The sequence below is a fragment of the Nocardioides bruguierae genome (assembly GCF_023554635.1).
GTDB classification, from domain to species: domain Bacteria; phylum Actinomycetota; class Actinomycetes; order Propionibacteriales; family Nocardioidaceae; genus Nocardioides; species Nocardioides bruguierae.
Genome location: NZ_JAMJPH010000037.1, coordinates 66436 through 84877, shown reverse-complemented (window position 1 = coordinate 84877; position 18442 = coordinate 66436). Strand labels below are relative to the sequence as shown.

The 18442-nt window shown below is 74.7% G+C and carries 22 protein-coding genes; 15 read left to right on the top strand and 7 right to left on the bottom strand.

All coding sequences use genetic code 11. The annotated features are described in order from the left end of the window. Position 1: 1 nt before the first annotated feature. Genes hisH through hisF form a run of 4 tightly spaced genes read left to right on the top strand, consistent with a single transcriptional unit; the run spans position 2 to position 2587 of the window. Entirely contained in the window at positions 2-652 is a 651-nt protein-coding gene (gene hisH, locus M8316_RS19475; protein WP_250057509.1) for an imidazole glycerol phosphate synthase subunit HisH, read from the top strand. A 19-nt stretch (positions 653-671) separates the two neighbouring features. Continuing rightward, on the top strand, positions 672-1028 hold the full coding sequence (locus M8316_RS19470; RefSeq protein ID WP_250057457.1) for a hypothetical protein: 357 nt from the start codon (positions 672-674) through the stop codon (positions 1026-1028). 54 nt (positions 1029-1082) lie between these two features. Then, positions 1083-1829, top strand: coding sequence for a bifunctional 1-(5-phosphoribosyl)-5-((5-phosphoribosylamino)methylideneamino)imidazole-4-carboxamide isomerase/phosphoribosylanthranilate isomerase PriA (priA, locus tag M8316_RS19465; protein WP_250057455.1), 747 nt, complete (start codon positions 1083-1085; stop codon positions 1827-1829). Continuing rightward, positions 1826-2587, top strand: a complete 762-nt coding sequence (gene hisF, locus M8316_RS19460; RefSeq protein ID WP_250057453.1) for an imidazole glycerol phosphate synthase subunit HisF — start codon at positions 1826-1828, stop codon at positions 2585-2587. The genes priA and hisF overlap by 4 nt, the downstream gene beginning before the upstream one ends. Positions 2588-2614: 27 nt before the next feature. Here hisF and M8316_RS19455 read toward each other — a convergent pair whose 3' ends face one another. The 4 genes from M8316_RS19455 to M8316_RS19440 are packed head-to-tail and all read right to left on the bottom strand — an operon-like array spanning position 2615 to position 6414. Next, positions 2615-3652 carry a hypothetical protein gene (locus M8316_RS19455; protein ID WP_250057451.1) on the bottom strand — a complete coding sequence of 346 codons (1038 nt, stop codon included), beginning with the start codon at positions 3650-3652 and terminating at the stop codon, positions 2615-2617. Positions 3653-3696: 44 nt separating this feature from the next. Further along, a complete protein-coding gene (locus M8316_RS19450; protein WP_250057449.1) occupies positions 3697-4686 on the bottom strand; it encodes a GNAT family N-acetyltransferase in 990 nt (329 codons plus the stop codon). Beyond that, entirely contained in the window at positions 4683-5576 is an 894-nt protein-coding gene (locus tag M8316_RS19445; protein WP_250057447.1) for a DUF3626 domain-containing protein, read from the bottom strand. The genes M8316_RS19450 and M8316_RS19445 overlap by 4 nt, the downstream gene beginning before the upstream one ends. 31 nt (positions 5577-5607) lie before the next feature. Continuing rightward, complete coding sequence (locus M8316_RS19440) at positions 5608-6414, bottom strand: HNH endonuclease signature motif containing protein (protein WP_250057445.1); 807 nt, start codon at positions 6412-6414, stop codon at positions 5608-5610. A 137-nt stretch (positions 6415-6551) separates the two neighbouring features. Between M8316_RS19440 and M8316_RS19435 the strand changes: the two genes are divergently transcribed. After that, positions 6552-7106, top strand: coding sequence for a hypothetical protein (locus tag M8316_RS19435; protein WP_250057443.1), 555 nt, complete (start codon positions 6552-6554; stop codon positions 7104-7106). A gap of 121 nt (positions 7107-7227) precedes the next feature. Continuing rightward, positions 7228-7926 (top strand): nucleotidyltransferase domain-containing protein, encoded by a 699-nt coding sequence (locus M8316_RS19430; protein WP_250057441.1) that lies wholly within the window; start codon positions 7228-7230, stop codon positions 7924-7926. A 42-nt stretch (positions 7927-7968) separates the two neighbouring features. Here M8316_RS19430 and M8316_RS19425 read toward each other — a convergent pair whose 3' ends face one another. Continuing rightward, positions 7969-8610 carry a TIGR03085 family metal-binding protein gene (locus tag M8316_RS19425; RefSeq protein ID WP_250057439.1) on the bottom strand — a complete coding sequence of 214 codons (642 nt, stop codon included), beginning with the start codon at positions 8608-8610 and terminating at the stop codon, positions 7969-7971. 114 nt (positions 8611-8724) lie between these two features. Here M8316_RS19425 and M8316_RS19420 point away from each other — a divergent pair, with 114 nt between their 5' ends. The 6 genes from M8316_RS19420 (at position 8725) to M8316_RS19395 (ending at position 14296) form a co-directional block, all read left to right on the top strand. Then, positions 8725-10584, top strand: coding sequence for an ABC transporter ATP-binding protein (locus M8316_RS19420; RefSeq protein WP_250057437.1), 1860 nt, complete (start codon positions 8725-8727; stop codon positions 10582-10584). Continuing rightward, on the top strand, positions 10581-12467 hold the full coding sequence (locus M8316_RS19415) for an ABC transporter ATP-binding protein (RefSeq protein WP_250057435.1): 1887 nt from the start codon (positions 10581-10583) through the stop codon (positions 12465-12467). Before M8316_RS19420 ends, M8316_RS19415 begins: the two co-directional genes overlap by 4 nt. 8 nt (positions 12468-12475) lie before the next feature. After that, complete coding sequence (hisI, locus tag M8316_RS19410) at positions 12476-12853, top strand: phosphoribosyl-AMP cyclohydrolase (RefSeq protein WP_250057433.1); 378 nt, start codon at positions 12476-12478, stop codon at positions 12851-12853. A gap of 94 nt (positions 12854-12947) precedes the next feature. Then, on the top strand, positions 12948-13574 hold the full coding sequence (locus M8316_RS19405; protein ID WP_250057431.1) for a Trp biosynthesis-associated membrane protein: 627 nt from the start codon (positions 12948-12950) through the stop codon (positions 13572-13574). 66 nt (positions 13575-13640) lie between these two features. Further along, positions 13641-13832: an HGxxPAAW family protein gene (locus M8316_RS19400; RefSeq protein ID WP_250057430.1), complete on the top strand. Its 192-nt coding sequence runs from the start codon at positions 13641-13643 to the stop codon at positions 13830-13832. 59 nt (positions 13833-13891) lie between these two features. After that, the gene (locus tag M8316_RS19395; protein WP_250057428.1) at positions 13892-14296 is read left to right on the top strand and encodes a DUF2752 domain-containing protein; all 405 of its coding nucleotides are present in this window, start codon (positions 13892-13894) and stop codon (positions 14294-14296) included. A 58-nt stretch (positions 14297-14354) separates the two neighbouring features. Here the strand turns inward: M8316_RS19395 and M8316_RS19390 are convergent, their stop codons facing one another. After that, positions 14355-14771 (bottom strand): DUF4190 domain-containing protein, encoded by a 417-nt coding sequence (locus M8316_RS19390; protein ID WP_250057426.1) that lies wholly within the window; start codon positions 14769-14771, stop codon positions 14355-14357. 199 nt (positions 14772-14970) lie between these two features. Further along, the gene (locus tag M8316_RS19385) at positions 14971-15273 is read right to left on the bottom strand and encodes a DUF4190 domain-containing protein (RefSeq protein ID WP_250057424.1); all 303 of its coding nucleotides are present in this window, start codon (positions 15271-15273) and stop codon (positions 14971-14973) included. A 282-nt stretch (positions 15274-15555) separates the two neighbouring features. Between M8316_RS19385 and trpC the strand changes: the two genes are divergently transcribed. From trpC to trpA, 3 genes are all read left to right on the top strand, one after another. Next, positions 15556-16338, top strand: a complete 783-nt coding sequence (trpC, locus tag M8316_RS19380) for an indole-3-glycerol phosphate synthase TrpC (protein ID WP_250057422.1) — start codon at positions 15556-15558, stop codon at positions 16336-16338. Positions 16339-16436: 98 nt separating this feature from the next. Then, positions 16437-17636 (top strand): tryptophan synthase subunit beta, encoded by a 1200-nt coding sequence (trpB, locus tag M8316_RS19375; protein WP_250057508.1) that lies wholly within the window; start codon positions 16437-16439, stop codon positions 17634-17636. Continuing rightward, a complete protein-coding gene (trpA, locus tag M8316_RS19370) occupies positions 17633-18442 on the top strand; it encodes a tryptophan synthase subunit alpha (protein ID WP_250057420.1) in 810 nt (269 codons plus the stop codon). The genes trpB and trpA overlap by 4 nt, the downstream gene beginning before the upstream one ends.

The following is an 18442-nucleotide window of genomic DNA, read 5'->3' as shown; positions in this document are numbered from 1 at the left end:
GCTGGCCACCAAGACCGTCGTCGTCCTCGACTACGGCTCGGGCAACCTGCGCTCGGCCGTGCGCGCGGTCGAGCGGACCGGCGTGCAGGTCGAGCTCACCGGGGACTTCGAGAAGGGCCTGGCCGCCGACGGCCTCCTCGTGCCCGGCGTGGGCGCCTACGCGGCGTGCATGGCAGGGCTGAAGGAGATCAAGGGCGACCGGCTCATCGGCCGTCGCCTCGCCGGCGGCCGCCCCGTCCTGGGCATCTGCGTGGGCATGCAGGTGCTCTTCGCGCAGGGCATCGAGCACGGCGTGCAGACCGACGGCTGCGACGAGTGGCCGGGGGTCGTCGAGCGGCTCCACGCTCCCGTGGTGCCGCACATGGGCTGGAACACCGTCGAGGCGCCCGAGGGCAGCCAGGCCTTCGCCGGCCTCGAGGGCGAGCGGTTCTACTTCGTGCACTCCTACGGCGTGCGCGAGTGGACGCTGGAGACCAACGACCGGACCAAGGCGCCCCTGGTCACCTGGGCCCAGACCGGTCCCACGGAGCATGGCGGCGACCGGTTCGTGGCCGCGGTCGAGAACGGGCCGCTGTGGGCCACCCAGTTCCACCCGGAGAAGTCCGGGGACGCCGGCGCGGCGCTGCTGCGCAACTGGGTCGCGACCCTCTGACCGCACGACCGGAGCCACGATGAGCAAGGAGCGCGCCCGGCGTCGCGCCGAGCGGGAGGCCGAGGCGGCCGCCCGCGCGGCGGAGCGTCGGCTCGCCGAGGAACGGGCGGCCAGGCGCCGGGCGGTGCGCGACCGGCTGCTGGCGCCGTTCCGGGCCGTCGCCGCCTGGCTGGGCGCCGGCTCCACCAGGGGCCGGGTGACCGGACGCCTCGCGGAGAAGCGTCGGCGCCGGACCGGGTGGCTCGTCGCGCTCGGCGTGGCGGCCGTCGTCCTGGTCGGGGTGATCACCCGCGACTGGTCCGCCGTGGCGATGACCGTCGTGGTCCTCGTCCTCGGCGGGCCCGTGCTCTACACCCTGATGTTCCGGCGGGCCTGAGCCCGCCACCCCTGCACCTGAACCCGCACGACCTGAACCGGAAGAAGAGGAACGATGAGCGACTACCTGGAGCTGCTGCCGGCGGTGGACATCACCGAGGGGCAGGCCGTCCAGCTCGCGCAGGGCGTGGCCGGGTCCGAGCGGACCTACGGCGACCCCATCGCCGCCGCCAAGCGGTGGCAGGACGCCGGCGCCGAGTGGCTGCACCTCGTCGACCTGGACGCCGCCTTCGGCCGCGGCTCGAACCGCGCGCTGCAGGCCGAGATCGTCGGCGCCCTCGACATCAAGGTCGAGATGAGCGGCGGCATCCGCGACGACGAGTCGCTGGCCGCGGCGCTGGCCACCGGCTGCACCCGCGTCAACATCGGCACCGCCGCGCTGGAGAACCCCGAGTGGTGCCGCCGGATCATCGGCGAGCACGGCGACAAGATCGCCATCGGCCTCGACGTGCGGGGTCGCACCCTGGCGGCGCGCGGCTGGACCCGCGACGGCGGCGACCTCTACGACGTCCTGGAGCGCCTGAACTCCGAGGGCTGCGCCCGCTACGTCGTCACCGACGTCAACAAGGACGGCATGCTCGCCGGCCCGAACCTGCAGCTGCTCACGGACGTCTGCGCCGCCACCGACGCACCGGTCGTCGCCTCGGGCGGCGTCACCACGCTCGACGACATCCGCGCCCTCATGGGCCTGGTCGAGGTGGGCGTCGAGGGCGCCATCGCCGGCACCGCGCTCTACGAGGGCCGGTTCACGCTCGAGGACGCCCTCGCGCTGACGCTGCCCGCAGCCGGCGGTGCCTCGTGAGCCTGGCCGTCCGGGTCATCCCGTGCCTGGACGTCAACGGCGGCCGGGTGGTCAAGGGCATCAACTTCCTCGACCTGCGTGACGCGGGCGACCCCGTCGAGCTGGCCCGCTCCTACGACGCGGAGGGCGCCGACGAGCTGACGTTCCTCGACATCTCGGCCTCGCACGAGGGTCGCGCCACGACCATGGAGATGGTCTCGCGCTGTGCCGAGGAGGTCTTCATCCCGCTCACCGTCGGTGGCGGCGTCTCCTCCGTCGAGGACGTCGACCGCCTGCTGCGCGCGGGCGCCGACAAGGTCGCGGTGAACACGGCCGCGATCCGTCGCCCCGAGCTGGTCGCCGAGATCGCCGACCGCTTCGGCAACCAGGTGCTGGTGCTGTCGGTCGACGCGCGCCGCGCGCCCGGCACCGACTCCGGCTTCGAGGTCACCACCCACGGTGGTCGCCAGTCGGCCGGCATCGACGCCGTGGAGTGGGCCCACCGCGCCTGCGAGCTGGGCGCCGGAGAGATCCTGCTCAACGCCATGGACGCCGACGGCACCCAGGACGGGTTCGACCTGGAGCTGCTGCGGGCCGTGCGCGCCGAGGTGACCGTGCCGGTGATCGCCTCCGGCGGCGCCGGTGCGCTCGAGCACTTCCCGCCGGCCGTCGACGCCGGGGCGGACGCGGTGCTCGCCGCGACCGTCTTCCACTTCGGCACCCTGCGGATCGGGGACGTGAAGTCGACGCTGGCCGGGGCCGGCCACCCCGTCCGCTGAGGCGCCGGCCCCGCTCTCCCGCAGGGCTCAGAGCAGCTTGAGCTTCTCCGCGCGCGCCAGCACCTCGGCGTGGGCGGTCTCCGGGGCGTCGAACCAGCGACGCCAGACGGCGGTGTCCAGGGCCCGTCCGGCCGGTGCCTGGGCGCGGGCGGCGTCGTCCACGAGCCCACAGACGTACAGGCGCACCGCCAGCTCGTTGGCGGCGCTCACCAGCTCCACCTCGTCCTGCCTCACGGACGTCACGTAGGCGTGCGCCTGCGGCAGCGCCTCCGAGAGCATGGCCTCCGTGGCCGGGGTGCGCTCCTTCCAGTAGGCGCGCGCCGCGGCGGCAGCCGGCAGCATCTCGCTGCGGGTGCCGGGGGCCGACCGGGACAGCGTGACGGCGAGGTCCCAGGAGGCCTCGGAGGTGCCGAACCACCAGGGGGAGAGGTACTCCACGGCGCTGGCGTGCCAGGCGTAGCCGGTCGGGCAGGCCTGCTGAGCGGCGTCCATGATCGCGTGGAAGGTCGGGGCGTCCGCCTGGAGACCACGGGCCTGGTCGAGCACGGACGCCCACGCGGTCGGGTCCTCGCGGTCGGCGTGCAGCGCTCCCTGGATGAGGGGAGTCGCGGCGTCCAGCATCTCGTGGAACTGCTGGAACGCCTCACGACTGACGTGCTCGGCCTGGCGCCCGCTGCGGGCCTCCCAGGCCTGCCGGACGCGCACGACGCCGGCGGTCGTGAGGCAGCCGTGGGGGAGCGTGGTGGGGTCGATCTCGACGGAGTCGTCCTCGTCCTGCGGGGCGTCGGCGGGCTGGTCCTCGGCAGGCGCGGCCGCGGGTGCACCGGCGGCGGCCGCCTCGAACGAGGCGTGCAGCCACGCGTCCGCGAAGTCGGGGTGCGTGGCCGTGTGCTCGACCAGCAGGTGCCGGTGGTGCCACCGACCGTCGGCCGCGAGCGCCCCGAGCCGCTGGGACCAGGCGCTGGGGTCGCCGGTCTCGACGGCCGAGGCCAGCAACGTGAGGTCGTCGGCCAGGTGCGGGTCGGGGACGGACGTGGGCGTCGGCTTCCGCGAGAACAACGGCATGGCCCGCAACCCTAGGCGACCGGTCGCGACCACTCGGCCACGGGTCAACCGCGGCCCAGCTGCTTGACCAGGTGGACGTCGGCCTCGCCGGCCACCGGCAGCCCCTGCCAGCGGCCGATCTCCTCGTAGCCGTGCCGCTGGTAGAAGCCCGGTGCCTGGAACGTGAAGCTCGTCGTGAACACGTGCTGCACGCCGCGCGCCCGCGCCTCGGTCTCGAAGAGGTCGAGCAGTCGGCTGCCGGCGCCCGTCCCGCGGGCCTGCGGCGCCACCCAGGTCAGGGCGATGCCGCCGGCGACGCCCCAGGTCCAGCCGCTGGTGCCGGCGAGCAGCAGGCCCGCGTCGTCCGTCAGCCGCACCGTCAGCTCCCGCGCGGGCGCCAGGCCGGGCGTCGCGGCTGCGTTGTGGGCGTCGAGCTCGTCGGAGAGCCGCTGGTCGAGGGCGGCGTCGGCCTCGGCCACCTCCGCCGTCCACGGGTCCGTGGCCACGCCCCGGCCCGCCCGGTGCAGCACCATGTCGCGCAGCTCCTCGCCCACCGGCTCGTGGCGGCGCAACAGCGCCACCTCCTGGTAGCCGGCGCGGGCGGCGGTGGCGCGGGAGGCCGCGTTGCCGGGCTCGGCCAGGAGCTCGATCACGCCGACGTCGTCGTGGTCGAGCGCCCAGGCGGTCAGCAGCGTGAGGGCGCGGGAGGCCCAGCCACCGCGACGTCGCGCCGGCACGACCCAGTACCCGGTGCCGCACCGGCCGTCGGCCCGCATCCACAGGCCGATCTCGCCGACGCACGTGTCGGTCGCGGCGTCCGCGATGGCGAAGGAGTAGCCGACTCCCTCGTCCAACCGCCCGAGCTGTCGCTCGACGTAGGCCGCGACCTCGCCGTCGTCGTCGGTGGCGGGCACCGTCGTGATCAGCGGGATGAGGGGGTCCTGCGTCGCCGCCCGGACCGCCGGTGCGTCGGCGTGGGTGAAGGGACGCAGGCGCACGCCGGCGTCCTCGAGGACGGGCATGGTGCGGGGAAGGAGAAGGGGCGTCGCGGTCACCCGCGCATCCTGCCCGACGTGCCGTGACGGGCGAGGAGGTGCCAGACCTTCTTGAGCACCTGCGGGTCCTCGGTGCCCCGGGCGCGGGCACGGCCGAGGACGGCGGCGTCCAGGCGCCCGTCCTCGGCGACCCGGCGGCCGGCTTCCACCACCTCGGCCCCGCGGTAGTCCTCGTGCGCGGCCAGGCCGTGGGCGGTGAGGACGCGGCCCTCGTGCCAGTGCAGGGCCACGCCGTGCCTGTCGGCCAGGCGCACCGCCTGTTCGTGGGTCGGGGTGCCGCGGTGACTGGGGTCCAGGGCCAGCGCCTCGACGTCCTCGCTCAGGGAGACGGGCCCGTGCACGTGGGCCTCGACGTAGTGGTCGAGCGGGTCCTCGGAGTGGGGTGGGGCCGTCGCGTCGCAGGCGGGGTCGGGCACCGGGTACCGGTCGGCGGTGCCCACGAGCGTCGGCTCGAACACGGAGTCGGGGAAGCAGAAGGTGGTGCGAGCCAGCACGTGGGGCGCCAGGACGAGGCGGGCGGACCCGAACCGCGGCGCCGGACCGAGGCTGCTCGTGTCCCCGGCGGTTCCCACCGCCCCGTACCGCGGCCGCGCCTCGGGTGGCGCGTGGTCGTAGACGCCACCGAAGAGGCGTTGCTCCCAGCGCCAGCGGTCACCGCCGGGGTGCGCCGTGAGGCCGCCGTTACTGGTGCCGGTCTCGAACTGGGTGCGGTAGACGCCGTCGGCGGTGAGGTGCGCCAGCACGGTGCGGCCGTCGCGCAGGTGGTCGGGATGGAGGTGCAGCGCGACGCGGGCCGTGGCCGGGACCGGCGGCGCGTGCGGCGGGGCCAGCGTGCGCACGTGCCGCAGCGCCTCCTCGACGAAGGGGTCGGCCTCGTGCTCCGGGTGCATGAGCCCAGGATGTCGGACGGGGAACCCGGCGTCAGGCGAGTGATCTGCCGGCCTCCGCCGGGCCGGTCGTCGCGCTCGTCGTGCCGGCGGGGGTGACGAGGTAGTCGAGGCCGTCGTGGCTGGTCCAGCGCCACCCGGTGGCGATGCCCTGGGAGCTGAGCGCGCGCTCGTAGCGCCAGCCGAGGTGGGTCTTGGCGCGGTGGTGTCTTCGGCACAGGGGTGCGGCGTTGTCGGTGCTGGTCCCCGCGCCGTGGGCGTGTGGTTCGACGTGGTCGATGTCGGCGCGGCGCGATGGTCGGCGGCACCACGGGAAGACGCACGTGGGCTCCGCCAACCGGACCTGTTCCTTGAGCCGGTCGGGGAACTCGTAGGCCTCGGCGTGCCGCTGCGTGCGCTGGTCGATGACGGGTCTGACGGCGATCGAGGTCCGGCCCGTGGACTCCGTCACCCACCGGTGCAGGACCTCGAGGCTGGTGAACCCGCCCCCGAGGGCGCTGAGGGTGCCCGGCCCCGGTTCGACCCGGGCCAGCGGCTCCTGGTGGGCGTCCGCGGTGCCGTGCGCGGCGGCGCGGATCGCGTCCTCGGAGACGTGGACGTAGACCGTCAGGTCGCGAGCAGCACGCCCGGTGCCGGTGCCGGTGCGTGCGTCGTGCTGGTCGTCCTCGAGCTGTCGGCGGGCGATCTCGCCGAGGGCGGCGGCGCGCCGGGCATCGAGCCCGCCGGTGTGCCCCTGCTCCTGCAGCTGAGCCGCGACCACGGCGAGGGCGGCATCGAGATCGGCGGCGTCGGTGACGTCCAGCGTGGCGTCGAGGCAGACGGTGCCGGTGTGATCCACCATGCGGTGGCCCAGCGGGGTCTGGTCGATCGTGACGTGGCGGGTGTCGGCGGCGTCGAGGGCCTGCTGCTCCGCCGTCTCGGGATCGAACCTGACCAGGGCCTCGGTGGTGAGGCGCTCGAGGGGGTGGGCCCGATCTTGTGCGCGACGGCGGCGAGCTGGTCGTCGACGAACGCCGCGCCCTCCGCCGGGAGGTGCATCGTCCTGCGGGCGACGAGCCTGGCCTTGAACCACGGCAGGGCGTGGTCGACCTCGCGAGCATCGGCCATGCGCACCCGGCCGTCGTCGTCGAGCTCGAGCCCACGCGTCATCGCCGCCCAGGTCCGGGGGAGCCGGTGGCGCAGCTCCACGACGTGGCCGATGAAGGCTCGGCCGGCGTCGGTGGACATCCCGAGGGCCGCGGCCCACTCGAGGACGGCCGCCTCGGTCACCAACGGCGATCCCGGCCCACCGAGATCCAGGGGCCGGTCACCGTGCAGGAAGGCCGGGGTGTCCCACGTGTAGGCGGCGGCGTCCGCGAGGCCGATGACCGCCTGCTCCGGGTGGGCCTCGACCCACGCGACCGTGGCCTGGGCGACCTCCACGTCGGCCAGGTGCTGGGCACGCCTGGCCGTGCGGACGCGCGCCAGGAGGGCTCGGGTGGGGTTGCCACCGGAGCCGTGCCCCACGTCGTCCGCCTGCCATGTCATGCCTGACAGTCTAGGCGTTCGGGAGTTCGAATGACAGGCTCTGTGCTGCATCTGTGGAGAATTTCTCGGCGTCTCCGCGAGAGTCCGCGAGCCTCGCGGATCGCGCCTCGGCGCCTAGTCTCGAGCCATGCCGGACCCCCGTGTCGCCTCCGTGCTGGAGGCCTTCGCCGACGCCGCACGTGCGCTCGGCGCCACCGCGGTGTGGGTCGGCGGCTCGTGGGCCACCGGCGACCACGTCGCCGGCGTGAGCGACCTCGACCTGGTCGTGCTCGTTCCCTCCGTCGACGTCGGGGCGGTGGACGACCTGCACCGCCACCTCGACGCCGGCCCCGCCCGCGGCCTCGACCTCGGGTGCGCGTGGGTCGAGGAGGGGACGCTGGGGGACCCCGACCGGCGGCACGTCACCTGGTCGCACGGCCGGCCGTGCGAGCGTCGGCTGTCGTCGCTCACCCGGCTCGAGCTCGCCGCCCACGGGCTGGTGCTCGCGGGGCGGTCGCCGGCCGACGTCCTGCCCGCTCCGACACCAGGGGACGCGCGCCGCGCCGTCCGCGCCGACCTCGACGGCTACTGGCGGTGGGCGCTGCGTCGCCCCTGGTACTGGCTCGCGCCCGACTTCGCCGACCTCAGCCTCCTCACCATGGCGCGAGCCCGCCGGGGCCTGACCGAGGACCTGCTGGTCACCAAGGCGGCAGCCCTCGCACACGTGGATGCCGGCCCGCGACTGCGCCGACAGCTGGCCGCGCGTCGCGCGGGCGAACGCTGTCGCTCGCCCCGGTCGCGCACGGCGTGGGCAGCGTGGCGGGACGCAGTGCGCACGGTGGGATGACGACCCGGGCCGGACATCCCCGGACCTGGTAGCAGGGAGACCTCAGAACCCGAACGCGTCCCGATCGAGCGCGTCGAGCGCCGTGGGCGAGCCGTCGAGGGTGACGTCGCACGCGGGGCGCCCGAAGAGGAACAGGGTCACCTCGACCGGGTCCCCGCTGACCAGCACCGGGTCGGGGCCGGAGCGCAGGACGTGCCGCTCATCGGTGTCGGTGCGCGCGGCGACCAGGCCGCCCCGGGCCGGGCGGGCGAGCACGCGGCCCATGCGCGAGGCGGCCCGCCACACGACGTCGCGGTCGTCGGCGGGCAACGCCCGCGGGGTCCAGGACGCGGCCGCGCGGCGCACGTCCTCGTGGTGCACGACCAGCTCGACGGTGTTGGCGACGGCGTCCAGGCGCGCCGGGCGCACCAGTGGGCCGGGGGAGCGGAACCGGGCGACCTCCTCGTCGAAGGAGCGGTGCGCCGAGCGCCCCATCGCGGTCTCGGTCAGGCGGGTCAGCCGCGAGACGACGACGCCAGCCGCCATCCACGGCTCGCGCTCGCGCACCAGCAGGTGGGCGAGCAGGTCACGGGCCGTCCACCCGCTGCACAGGGTCGGTGCGTCCGGGCCGACCTCGAGGAGGAGGTCGCACAGCGCAGCGCGCTCGCGGCGGACGAACGGGGCGGGCCCGGGCCGAGACGTCATGCCGCTCACCCTAGTGAGGAATACGGGACCCGGGCGGGGGAGTTCTGCCGAGTCGGACACCCAGCAGCAAGCCGGGCAGCACACCGGGCAGCACACCGCGACGAACGGGAGCGCATGAGCACCACGACGACCCCCGAGGTCGTGCACGACGAGGACGACGCCCTCGTCGGCAACCGCACCAAGGCCGCCACGACCTGGGACGGCTTCAAGGTCCTCGGCATCGCCATCCGCCGCGAGCCGTGGGTCTTCACGATCTCCACGCTGGGCAGCGTGCTGTTCGGCGCGCTCACCGTCGCCGACGCGTGGGCGCTCGGCTGGGCCACGGACGAGGTCCTCGTCCCTGCCTTCAGCACCGGCGAGACCGACGGGTCGATGCTGTGGGCCGTCCTCGCGGTCTTCCTCGGCATCGCGATCCTGCGGGCCGTGGGCATCGTGGCTCGCCGCGTCGGCGCCGGCCTCATGCAGTACCGGATGCAGGCCCACAGCCGCCGCGAGGTCAGCCGCCAGTACCTGCGCCTGCCCGTCGAGTGGCACCAGCGCCACCCCACGGGCGAGCTGCTGAGCAACGTCAACGCCGACGTCGAGGCCGCCTGGCGCCCCATCGCGCCGCTGCCGATGGCGGTCGGCACGATCGCGATGATGGTGATCGCCGTCGTCCAGATGTTCGCCTCCGACGTCGTCCTGGCCGTCGTGGGCCTCACCGTCTTCCCCGCGGTGATCGTCTCCAACCTGTACTTCCAGCGGCTCTCCTCGCCGCTGATGACCCGCGCCCAGCAGCTGCGCGCGGACCTCTCCGAGATCGCCCACGAGTCCTTCGACGGTGCCATGGTCGTCAAGACCCTGGGCCGCGAGCCCGAGGAGACCGCGCGGTTCGGCCGCGTCGCCGAGGAGCTGCGCGACGTCAACGTGCGCGCGGGCCGCATCCGCGCCGCCTTCGACCCGGCGCTGGCGGCCCTGCCGAACCTCGCCGTGCTGCTCGTGCTCGGCGTGGGCGTGGCCCGCGTCGAGTCCGGCGCCATCGACGCCGGCGCCGTGGTCACCGTCGCCTACCTGCTCACCGTCGTGGCGTTCCCGATCCGCTCCATCGGCTGGCTGCTCGGCAACTTCCCCGCCTCCGTCGTCGGCTGGGAGCGGATCAAGCGCGTGCTCGACGCCACCGGCTCCATGCCCTACGGCACCGCCACCAGCACCGCCACGGGCGGCGCGCACCTCGAGGTGGACGCGCTCGCCTACTCCTACGGCAGCGGCTCGACCGAGGGCGGGGACGAGGTCGGCCTGCTCCGCGAGGTCAGCTTCTCGGTCGCGCCCGGCCGCACGGTGGCGCTCGTGGGAGCCACGGCGTCCGGCAAGTCCACGCTCACGAGCCTCGTCACCCGGCTCGTCGACCCGCAGGCCGGCACCGTCCGACTCGACGGCACCGACCTGCGCGATCTCGCGGCCGGCGAGCTGGCCCGGTCGGTCGCCGTCGTCCCGCAGACGGCGTTCCTCTTCGACGACACCGTGCGCGGCAACGTCACCCTCGGCCTCGACGCGACCGACGAGGAGGTCTGGGCCGCCCTGCGCGCCGCCCAGGCCGACGGCTTCGTCGCCGCGCTCGACCACGGCCTCGACACCCGGCTCGGCGAGCGGGGCACCTCGCTGTCCGGGGGCCAGCGGCAGCGCATCTCGCTGGCCCGCGCGCTGGTGCGCCGGCCCCGGCTGCTCGTGCTCGACGACGCCACGTCCGCCGTCGACCCCGAGGTCGAGGCGCGCATCCTCGCGGCACTGCGCAGCACCGCCGGCAACGGCCCCCAGCCCTCGCTGCTGGTCGTCGCCTACCGCAAGGCCACCATCGGCCTCGCGGACGAGGTGGTGCACCTCGACCGCGGACGGATCGTCGCGCGCGGCACCCACGAGGAGCTGCTCGCCGCGAGCGTCGAGTACGCCCGCCTCGTCAACGCCTACGAGACCGCCGAGCAGGAGGAGGGCCGATGAGCGCCACCACGTCCACCCGCGCGGGGAGCACCGCCACGCCCCGCACCGGCACCGCGCTGGACACCGGCGAGAGCCTCGGCGCGTTCACCACCATCCGGCTCGGGATGAAGCACTCCCCGGAGCTGCGCGAGGGCCTGCGCGGCACCTTCGCCCTGGCGGTGCTCGCCTCCGGCGGCGAGGTCGTCGTGCCGATCGCCGTGCAGCAGACCCTCGACCGGGGCCTGGGTGCGGACGGCGGCGTCGACCTCGGGTTCACCGTGCTCATGGGCCTGCTGGCGGCCGCCGCGATCGTCGTCACCGGCGTCGCCTCCTACCTGATGACCGCCCGGCTGTTCCGGGCCGCCGAGCGCGGCCTCGCGACGCTGCGGACCAAGGCCTTCCGGCACGTGCACGACCTGCCGCTGCTCACCCAGAACACCGAGCGCCGCGGCGCGCTGGTGGCCCGCGTGACCAGCGACGTCGACCAGGTCAGCCAGTTCCTCGTCTTCGGCGGCCTGCTCTTCGTCGTCAGCGTCGGCCAGATCGCCGTGGCCACCGTCGTCATGGCCGTCTACTCCTGGCAGCTGACCATCGTGGTGTGGCTGGCGTTCGCGCCTCTGTTCGCGTCCCTGCGCTACTTCCAGCGCAAGCTCACCGAGGCCTACGGCGTGGTGCGCCGCCAGGTCGGAGCGATGCTCTCGGCGGTCTCCGAGCCGGTCGTCGGCGCCACCGTCGTCCGCTCCTACGCCGTGGCAGACCGCACCCAGGCCCGCATCGACGAGGCCATCGACCGGCACAAGGCCGCCTCGTTCCGCGCCCAGGGCTTCACCGCGTTCTCCTTCTCCCTGGGCGGGGTCTCGGCGGGGCTGGCCAACGCCGGCGTCGTGGTCGTCGGCATCCTGCTCATGCCCGACGGCTGGTTCGGCACCGACGCGATGACGTTCGGCACCGTCATCGCGTTCGCCTTCCTCGTCACGCTGTTCGTCGGGCCCGTGCAGATGGGCACCCAGATCCTGACCGACGCCCAGAACGCGCTGGCCGGCTGGCGGCGCGTCATCGGCATCCTCGAGACCCCCGCCGACCTCACCGACCCCGGCGCCGACGGCGAGCCGCTGCCCTCGGGCCCGATCGAGGTCACCTTCGACCACGTCGGCTTCGCCTACCCCGGCGGCCGACCGGTGCTGCACGACGTGGACCTCACGCTGGCCCCCGGCAGCCGCGTCGCCGTCGTCGGCGAGACCGGCTCCGGCAAGTCGACCATCGCCAAGCTCCTGACCCGGCTGATGGACCCCAGCGAGGGCCGCGTCCTGCTCGACGGCGTGGACCTGCGCCACGTCTCCCAGGCCGACCTGCGCCGCAGCGTCGTGCTCGTGCCGCAGGAAGGCTTCCTCTTCGACGACACCCTCGCCGCGAACGTCCGCTACGGCCGCACCGACGCGGACGAGGCGACCATCCGTGCCAGCGCCGACGCACTGGGCCTCGGCGACTGGCTGGCGGGCCTGCCCCGCGGGCTCGACACCCGGGTCGGGCAGCGCGGCGAGTCGCTCTCGGCCGGGGAGCGTCAGCTCGTGGCGCTGATCCGCGCGCACCTGGCCGACCCCGACCTGCTGGTGCTCGACGAGGCCACCAGCGCCGTCGACCCCGCCCTGGAGATGCGCATCGGGCGCGCCCTGGAGCGGCTGATGCGCGCCCGCACCTCCGTGACGATCGCGCACCGGCTCTCCACCGCCGAGGCCGCCGACGAGGTGCTGGTCGTCGACCAGGGCCGCGTCGTCCAGCGCGGCCCGCACGCCGAGCTGGCCGCCCAGACCGGCTCGGTCTACGCCGGGCTGCACGCCTCCTGGGTCGCCCAGCAGGGCCGCGCCACGGACCGGGTGCCCTCCGGCGCGGGGGAGCAGGGATGATGGGACGCGTGAGCGACCCGCAGCCCGACCAGACGCCGCTCGACCCGTCCGTGGCCGCCCGGCTCAAGCGCACCGCCGACGGGCTGGTGCCAGCCGTCGTCCAGCAGCACGACACCGGCGAGGTGCTCATGCTCGGCTGGATGGACGACGAGGCCCTGGCCCGCACCCTGTCCACCGGCCGCGCCACCTACTGGTCGCGCTCGCGCCAGGAGTACTGGGTCAAGGGCGAGACCTCCGGCCACCGCCAGTGGGTGCACGAGGTCCGCCTCGACTGCGACGGCGACACGCTCCTGGTCAAGGTCTCCCAGGAGGGCGCGGCCTGCCACACCGGCGACCGCACCTGCTTCGACGCGGACCTCCTGCCCGCCACCGGTGCCCGTGCCTGATCCCGTGCCTGATCCCGTGCCTGATCCCGTGCCTGATCCCGTGCCCGCCCAGTCACCTGGCCGGCCCTCGACCCGGTCCCGCGCCCGTTCCCGGATGGGCGGGGTCGTCGTGCTCGTCCTCGCCTCCGGTGCGCTGGCCGCGGTCGCGGGCGGCAAGCCCGCCGCGTCGGCCACCGGCGACGGCGCCGCCGGCACGGTCGCCGAGCTGACCCTGACCTCGGGCGACGCGCTGGCCATGCCCGCCGTCACCTCCTTCGCCCTCGTCGCGCTGGCCTCCCTCGGCGTCGTCCTCGTCACCCGCGGCCGGGTCCGCCGCGGCGTCGCCGTGCTGGGCCTGCTGGCCGCGCTCGGCAGCGCCGCTGCCGTCGTCCAGGCGTGGTGGGGGGTGCGCTCCACGATCCGCGACACCCTCGCCTCCGTCGGCGCGGACGGCGGCGTGGCCACCAGCGGCTGGTACCTGGTCGCGGCGGCGAGCAGCGTCGTCCTGGTCCTCGCCACGGCGGCCGTGGTGCGCCTGGTGCCGACCTGGCCGGAGATGGGCAGCCGCTACGACGCCCCCACGGGCGCCGCCGCGCGCCCGACGCGCACGCCGCTGGACGAGGGTGCCTCCAGCATGGACCTGTGGAAGGCCCTGGACGAGGGGGAGGACCCGACCAGCGAGGCCGACGCCGCCCCCGGCACCCCCGCGCGCGGGTCCGAGGGCTCCGACCGCCTAGACTGACTCCGCTCCGCCCCGCCCCCGGGCAGGACGGGCACGCAGAACCCCACACACGCGAGGAGCAGCTCCATGTCGGCAAACCACGGCAACACCCCCGCAGCCTGGACCGCGGTCGTGATCGGCCTGGTCGGCGTCGTCGTCGGCTCCGTGGGCCTCCTCTTCAACCCGGTCTCCATGCCGGTGTTCTGGGTCGGTGTCGTGATCACCCTCGCCTCCCTCGTCGTGTACGGCGTCATGGCCAAGATGGGCCTGGCCTCCTGACCGCGACGGTCCCCGTCACGCCCGTCCCGCCCACCGGCGGGGCGGCCCGGTCGCTGCCCGTGCGGCTGGCCGCACCCCTGCTGACCATCGGCACCCTGGGCGCCGCGACCCTCGCGCTGCACGTCCGCGACCCGCACGCCCAGGGGTCCTGGGGCATCTGCCCCTCGGCCGCCCTGGGCTTCTGGTGCCCCGGCTGCGGGGGTCTGCGGGCCGTCAACGACCTCACCCACGGCGACGTCGCGGCCGCGTTCTCCAGCAACGCCCTCGCCGTCTCCCTGATGCCGCTGGCCGTCCTCGGCCTGCTGCTGTGGGTCCGCTCGTCGTGGCAGGGCCGACGCGACCCCGCCACCGTGCTGATCGAGCGTGGCGGACGCCCGCTCGTGGTGGTCGGCGTCGTCGTGATCGTCGCCTTCACGCTCCTGCGCAACCTGCCGGTCGCTCCCGGCCTCTGGCTGGCCCCCTGACGACGCACGCCCCCGAGCCGACAGGCTCGGGGGCGTGCGCGCGGCGGGCCGCTGGGGCTCAGTAGCTGCTGTCGTAGGTGTACTCGAAGCCGCCGGTGGCGGCCCCGACGATCAGCAGCACCGCGTAGAAGGCGATGCCGGCGACGGTCAGCAGGGTGCCGATGATGCCCAGGATCCAGCCGGCCTTGATCAGGCCGGCGTTGGCGTAGGGCGCGCCGGAGGGCGTCGTCTCCTTGCGGGCCTTGTTGCCCATGATCCACGCCGGCAGGGCGGTGAAGAGCCCGCAGCACACGAGGCCGAGGATGCCGAGCACCAGGATCAGGGTGCCGCGGGGGTGGTTCTCGGGCTGCGCGTAACCGGGCTGGCCGCCGTAGGGAGGCTGGCCGTACGGCGGCTGACCGCCGTAGGAGGGCTGGCCACCGTAGGCGGGCGGCTGGTCGCCGGAGGGCGGGTAGGGCGGCGGGGTCTCGCTCATGGACGGCTCCGTCGTGTCGAGGTGGTGGTGGAGGCGTGCGCCCGCGTGCGGGCGCACGTGGTCGTTCGGCACCGTAGCGGTGCCGGGGGGCCGGGGGAACGGACTTCCGGCCCCGGTGGTGCCGGCACCCGCCGACGTCGACCCGGCACCTGGTCCCGGGACCGGAGGTCGACGACGGCGAGCGCGGCGGCGAGGGCGATCAGGCCGACATGAACGAGCCGGCGTTGAAGATCAGGATGAGCACCCACAGGACCACGCCGACGATGCCCAGGATGAAGCCGGCCTGCGCCATGCCGGCGCCCTCCTGGCCGCTGGCGCTGATCTCGCCCTTGGCCTGGTGGCCCAGGACGATCGCGACGATGGCGGCGGGGCCGCAGCACAGCAGGCCGACGATGCCGGTCACGAGGGCCCAGATGGCCTTCTTGCTCTTGCCGGCGGGAGCGGCGTAGCCGCCCGGCTCGCCTCCGTACGGCGGGGGCGGCGGGGGTGCGTCGTAGCTCATGGATACCTCTCCGAGAGGGGTGGGTGGATGGCGCGCGCGGGCCGAGCGCCCGGCGCGTGCCAGGCAGGCTAGTGGACGCACGCCCTCCGTGCGGCCGCTCCTGCACAGGTCGTGGCGCCACCACCCCTGCGTGTCATCCTCCGTCCGCCCGCTCCCGCACCCCCGTCCACCCACGGCCCTGCCGGGGCAGGGGGCACCACCCGCGTGACAGACTCGGGCGAGGCGTGAACCCGCCCGGCACGGTCGTGCCGGGCCCGTGCAGAGAGATCCGAGGTGTACCGCGTGTCCGTGCTCGACGACATCGTCGCCGGCGTCCGGGAGGACCTGGCCGTCCGCGAGGCGGCGACGCCGCTGGCCGACCTGCGGGCCGCGCTGGCCGACGTCGACCCCGCCCGCGACCCGATGCCCCACCTGCGCGCGCCCGGCTCCAGCGTGATCTCCGAGGTCAAGCGGAGGAGCCCCAGCAAGGGGCACCTCGCCGACATCCCCGACCCCACCGTCCTCGCGCGCGCCTACGAGGCCGGCGGGGCGGCCGCGATCAGCGTGCTCACCGAGCAGCGCCGCTTCGGCGGCAGCCTGGCGGACCTGCGCGCCGTGCGGGCGGCGGTCGAGACCCCGATCCTGCGCAAGGACTTCATCGTCACCGAGTACCAGGTGATCGAGGCGCGCGCCGCGGGCGCCGACCTGGTGCTGCTCATCGTGGCCGCCCTCGGCGACGACGACCTGCGCCGCCTGCACGACCTGGCCTCCGAGCTCGGGATGACCGTGCTCGTCGAGGTCCACGACGAGGCCGAGTGCGCCCGGGCCGTGGCCCTGGGCGCCCCCCTCGTGGGCGTCAACGCCCGCAACCTGAAGACCCTGGCGGTCGACGTCGACACGTTCGGCCGCCTCGCGCCGCTGCTGCCCGACGACGTCGTCAAGGTGGCCGAGTCGGGGGTCTTCACCCCCGACGACGTGAAGCGGCACGTCCTCGAGGGCGCCCGCGCGGTGCTCGTGGGGGAGGCACTGGTCAAGGACGGCGAGCCGACCGCCGCCGTCCGCGCGATGACGGGAGTGGGCGCATGAGCATCGACGAGACCACCGCACCGGTGACCGGTCACGGACCCTGGGACGCCGACCTGCACGGCTGGTTCGGCGGCGAGGGCGCCTGGGGCGGCCGCTTCATGCCCGAGGCCCTCGTGGCCGCGCTCGACGAGCTCACCGTCGCGTGGGAGCAGGCCATGGCCGACCCGACCTTCACCGACGAGTTCGGCGCCTCCCTGCGCGAGTACGCCGGCCTGCCCAGCCCGCTCTACCACGCCACCCGCCTCTCCGAGCGGGTCGGCTGCCGCGTCCTGCTCAAGCGCGAGGACCTCGCGCACACGGGCGCGCACAAGATCCGCAACGTCCTCGGGCAGGCGCTGCTGACCAAGCGGATGGGCAAGAAGCGGGTCATCGCCGAGACCGGCGCCGGCCAGCACGGCGTCGCCAGCGCGACCGCCGCCGCCTACTACGGCCTCGACTGCACGGTGTACATGGGCGCCGTCGACACCCGACGTCAGGCGCTCAACGTGGCCCGCATGCGCCTGCTGGGTGCCGAGGTGATCCCGGTCGAGACCGGCAGCGCCACCCTCAAGGACGCCATCAACGAGGCCATGCGCGACTGGGTCGCCAACGTCGACCACACCGCCTACCTGTTCGGCACCGCGGCCGGGCCGCACCCGTTCCCGTCGATGGTGCGTGACTTCGCCCGCGGCATCGGGGACGAGGCCCGCGCGCAGTGCCTGGAGCAGTACGGCGCCCTGCCCGACGCCGTCGCGGCGTGCGTGGGCGGTGGCTCGAACGCCATCGGCCTGTTCGCGGCCTTCCTCGACGACGCCGACGTGGCGATCTACGGCTTCGAGGCCGGCGGCGAGGGCGTCGACACGCCGCGGCACGCGGCTCCCATCCACGCCGGCGAGTCCGGCGTCCTGCACGGGGCCCGCACCTACCTCATGCAGGACGAGGACGGGCAGACGATCGAGTCGCACTCGATCTCCGCCGGCCTGGACTACCCCGGCGTCGGCCCGCAGCACGCGTGGATCTCCGCGAGCGGTCGGGGGCAGTACCTGCCCGTCACCGACGCCGAGGCGATGGACGCCCTGGCCCTGCTGGCCCGCACCGAGGGGATCATCCCCGCCATCGAGTCCGCCCACGCCGTCGCCGGCGCGCTGAAGGTGGCCGAGGAGCTGGCGGCCGAGAAGGGCCCGGAGGCGACGATCCTCGTCAACCTCTCGGGTCGCGGCGACAAGGACATGGGCACCGTCATGGAGTACTTCGGTCTCGGCCAGGACCAGGACCAGAACCAGGGCCAGGAGCAGGGCCAGGAGCAGGAGAGCAAGTGAGCACCACCGCCACGGCCTACGAGCAGGCCCGTGCTGAGGGGCGCGCCGCGCTCGTCGGCTACCTGCCCGCCGGGTTCCCGGACCACGAGGGCTCGATCGAGGCCATGAAGGTGATGGTCGACGCCGGCTGCGACGTGATCGAGATCGGCCTGCCCTACACCGACCCGGTGATGGACGGCCCCACGATCCAGGCCGCCGCCCAGCAGGCGCTCGAGGGCGGCACCCGCACCGCCGACGTCCTGCGCACCGTCGAGGCCGTCGCCGCCACCGGCGTGCCGACCCTCGTCATGACCTACTGGAACCCGGTCGAGCGCTACGGCGTCGAGAAGTTCGCCGCCTCGCTGGGCGACGCCGGGGGAGCGGGGCTCATCACCCCTGACCTCACGCCCGACTTCGCGCCCGAGTGGATCGCCGCGGCCGACGCCCACGACCTCGACAAGGTCTTCCTGGTCTCCCCGTCCTCCACCGACGAGCGCATCACGATGACGACGGCCGCCTGCCGCGGCTTCGTGTACGCCACCGCGGTCATGGGCGTCACCGGCGCCCGCACCACCACCAGCGGCCTCGCCGGCCCGCTCGTGGAGCGCACCAAGACCCTCTCGGCCCAGCCCGGCCTGCCCGTCGGGGTGGGCCTCGGCGTCAGCACCGGGGCACAGGCCGCCGACGTGGCGCGTTTCGCCGACGGCGTGATCGTCGGCTCCGCGTTCGTGCGCACGCTCCTGGACGCCGGCAGCGACCGCGCCGCCGGTCTGTCGGCGCTGCGCACGCTGACCGAGGACCTCGCCCGCGGCGTGCGGGAGGTCTGA

Excerpts from the sequence above, each read along its gene's own strand:
- M8316_RS19470 (WP_250057457.1), top strand. The coding sequence starts at position 672 with ATGAGCAAGGAGCGCGCCCGGCGTCGCGCCGAGCGGGAGGCCGAGGCG.
- M8316_RS19455 (WP_250057451.1), bottom strand. The coding sequence starts at position 3,652 with ATGCCGTTGTTCTCGCGGAAGCCGACGCCCACGTCCGTCCCCGACCCG.
- M8316_RS19420 (WP_250057437.1), top strand. The coding sequence starts at position 8,725 with ATGAGCACCACGACGACCCCCGAGGTCGTGCACGACGAGGACGACGCC.
- M8316_RS19400 (WP_250057430.1), top strand. The coding sequence starts at position 13,641 with ATGTCGGCAAACCACGGCAACACCCCCGCAGCCTGGACCGCGGTCGTG.
- M8316_RS19440 (WP_250057445.1), bottom strand. The coding sequence starts at position 6,414 with ATGGTGGATCACACCGGCACCGTCTGCCTCGACGCCACGCTGGACGTC.
- priA (WP_250057455.1), top strand. The coding sequence starts at position 1,083 with ATGAGCGACTACCTGGAGCTGCTGCCGGCGGTGGACATCACCGAGGGG.
- M8316_RS19390 (WP_250057426.1), bottom strand. The coding sequence starts at position 14,771 with ATGAGCGAGACCCCGCCGCCCTACCCGCCCTCCGGCGACCAGCCGCCC.
- M8316_RS19425 (WP_250057439.1), bottom strand. The coding sequence starts at position 8,610 with ATGACGTCTCGGCCCGGGCCCGCCCCGTTCGTCCGCCGCGAGCGCGCT.
- M8316_RS19445 (WP_250057447.1), bottom strand. The coding sequence starts at position 5,576 with ATGCACCCGGAGCACGAGGCCGACCCCTTCGTCGAGGAGGCGCTGCGG.
- trpB (WP_250057508.1), top strand. The coding sequence starts at position 16,437 with ATGCCCGAGGCCCTCGTGGCCGCGCTCGACGAGCTCACCGTCGCGTGG.
- M8316_RS19415 (WP_250057435.1), top strand. The coding sequence starts at position 10,581 with ATGAGCGCCACCACGTCCACCCGCGCGGGGAGCACCGCCACGCCCCGC.
- M8316_RS19430 (WP_250057441.1), top strand. The coding sequence starts at position 7,228 with ATGCCGGACCCCCGTGTCGCCTCCGTGCTGGAGGCCTTCGCCGACGCC.
- M8316_RS19385 (WP_250057424.1), bottom strand. The coding sequence starts at position 15,273 with ATGAGCTACGACGCACCCCCGCCGCCCCCGCCGTACGGAGGCGAGCCG.
- M8316_RS19405 (WP_250057431.1), top strand. The coding sequence starts at position 12,948 with ATGGGCGGGGTCGTCGTGCTCGTCCTCGCCTCCGGTGCGCTGGCCGCG.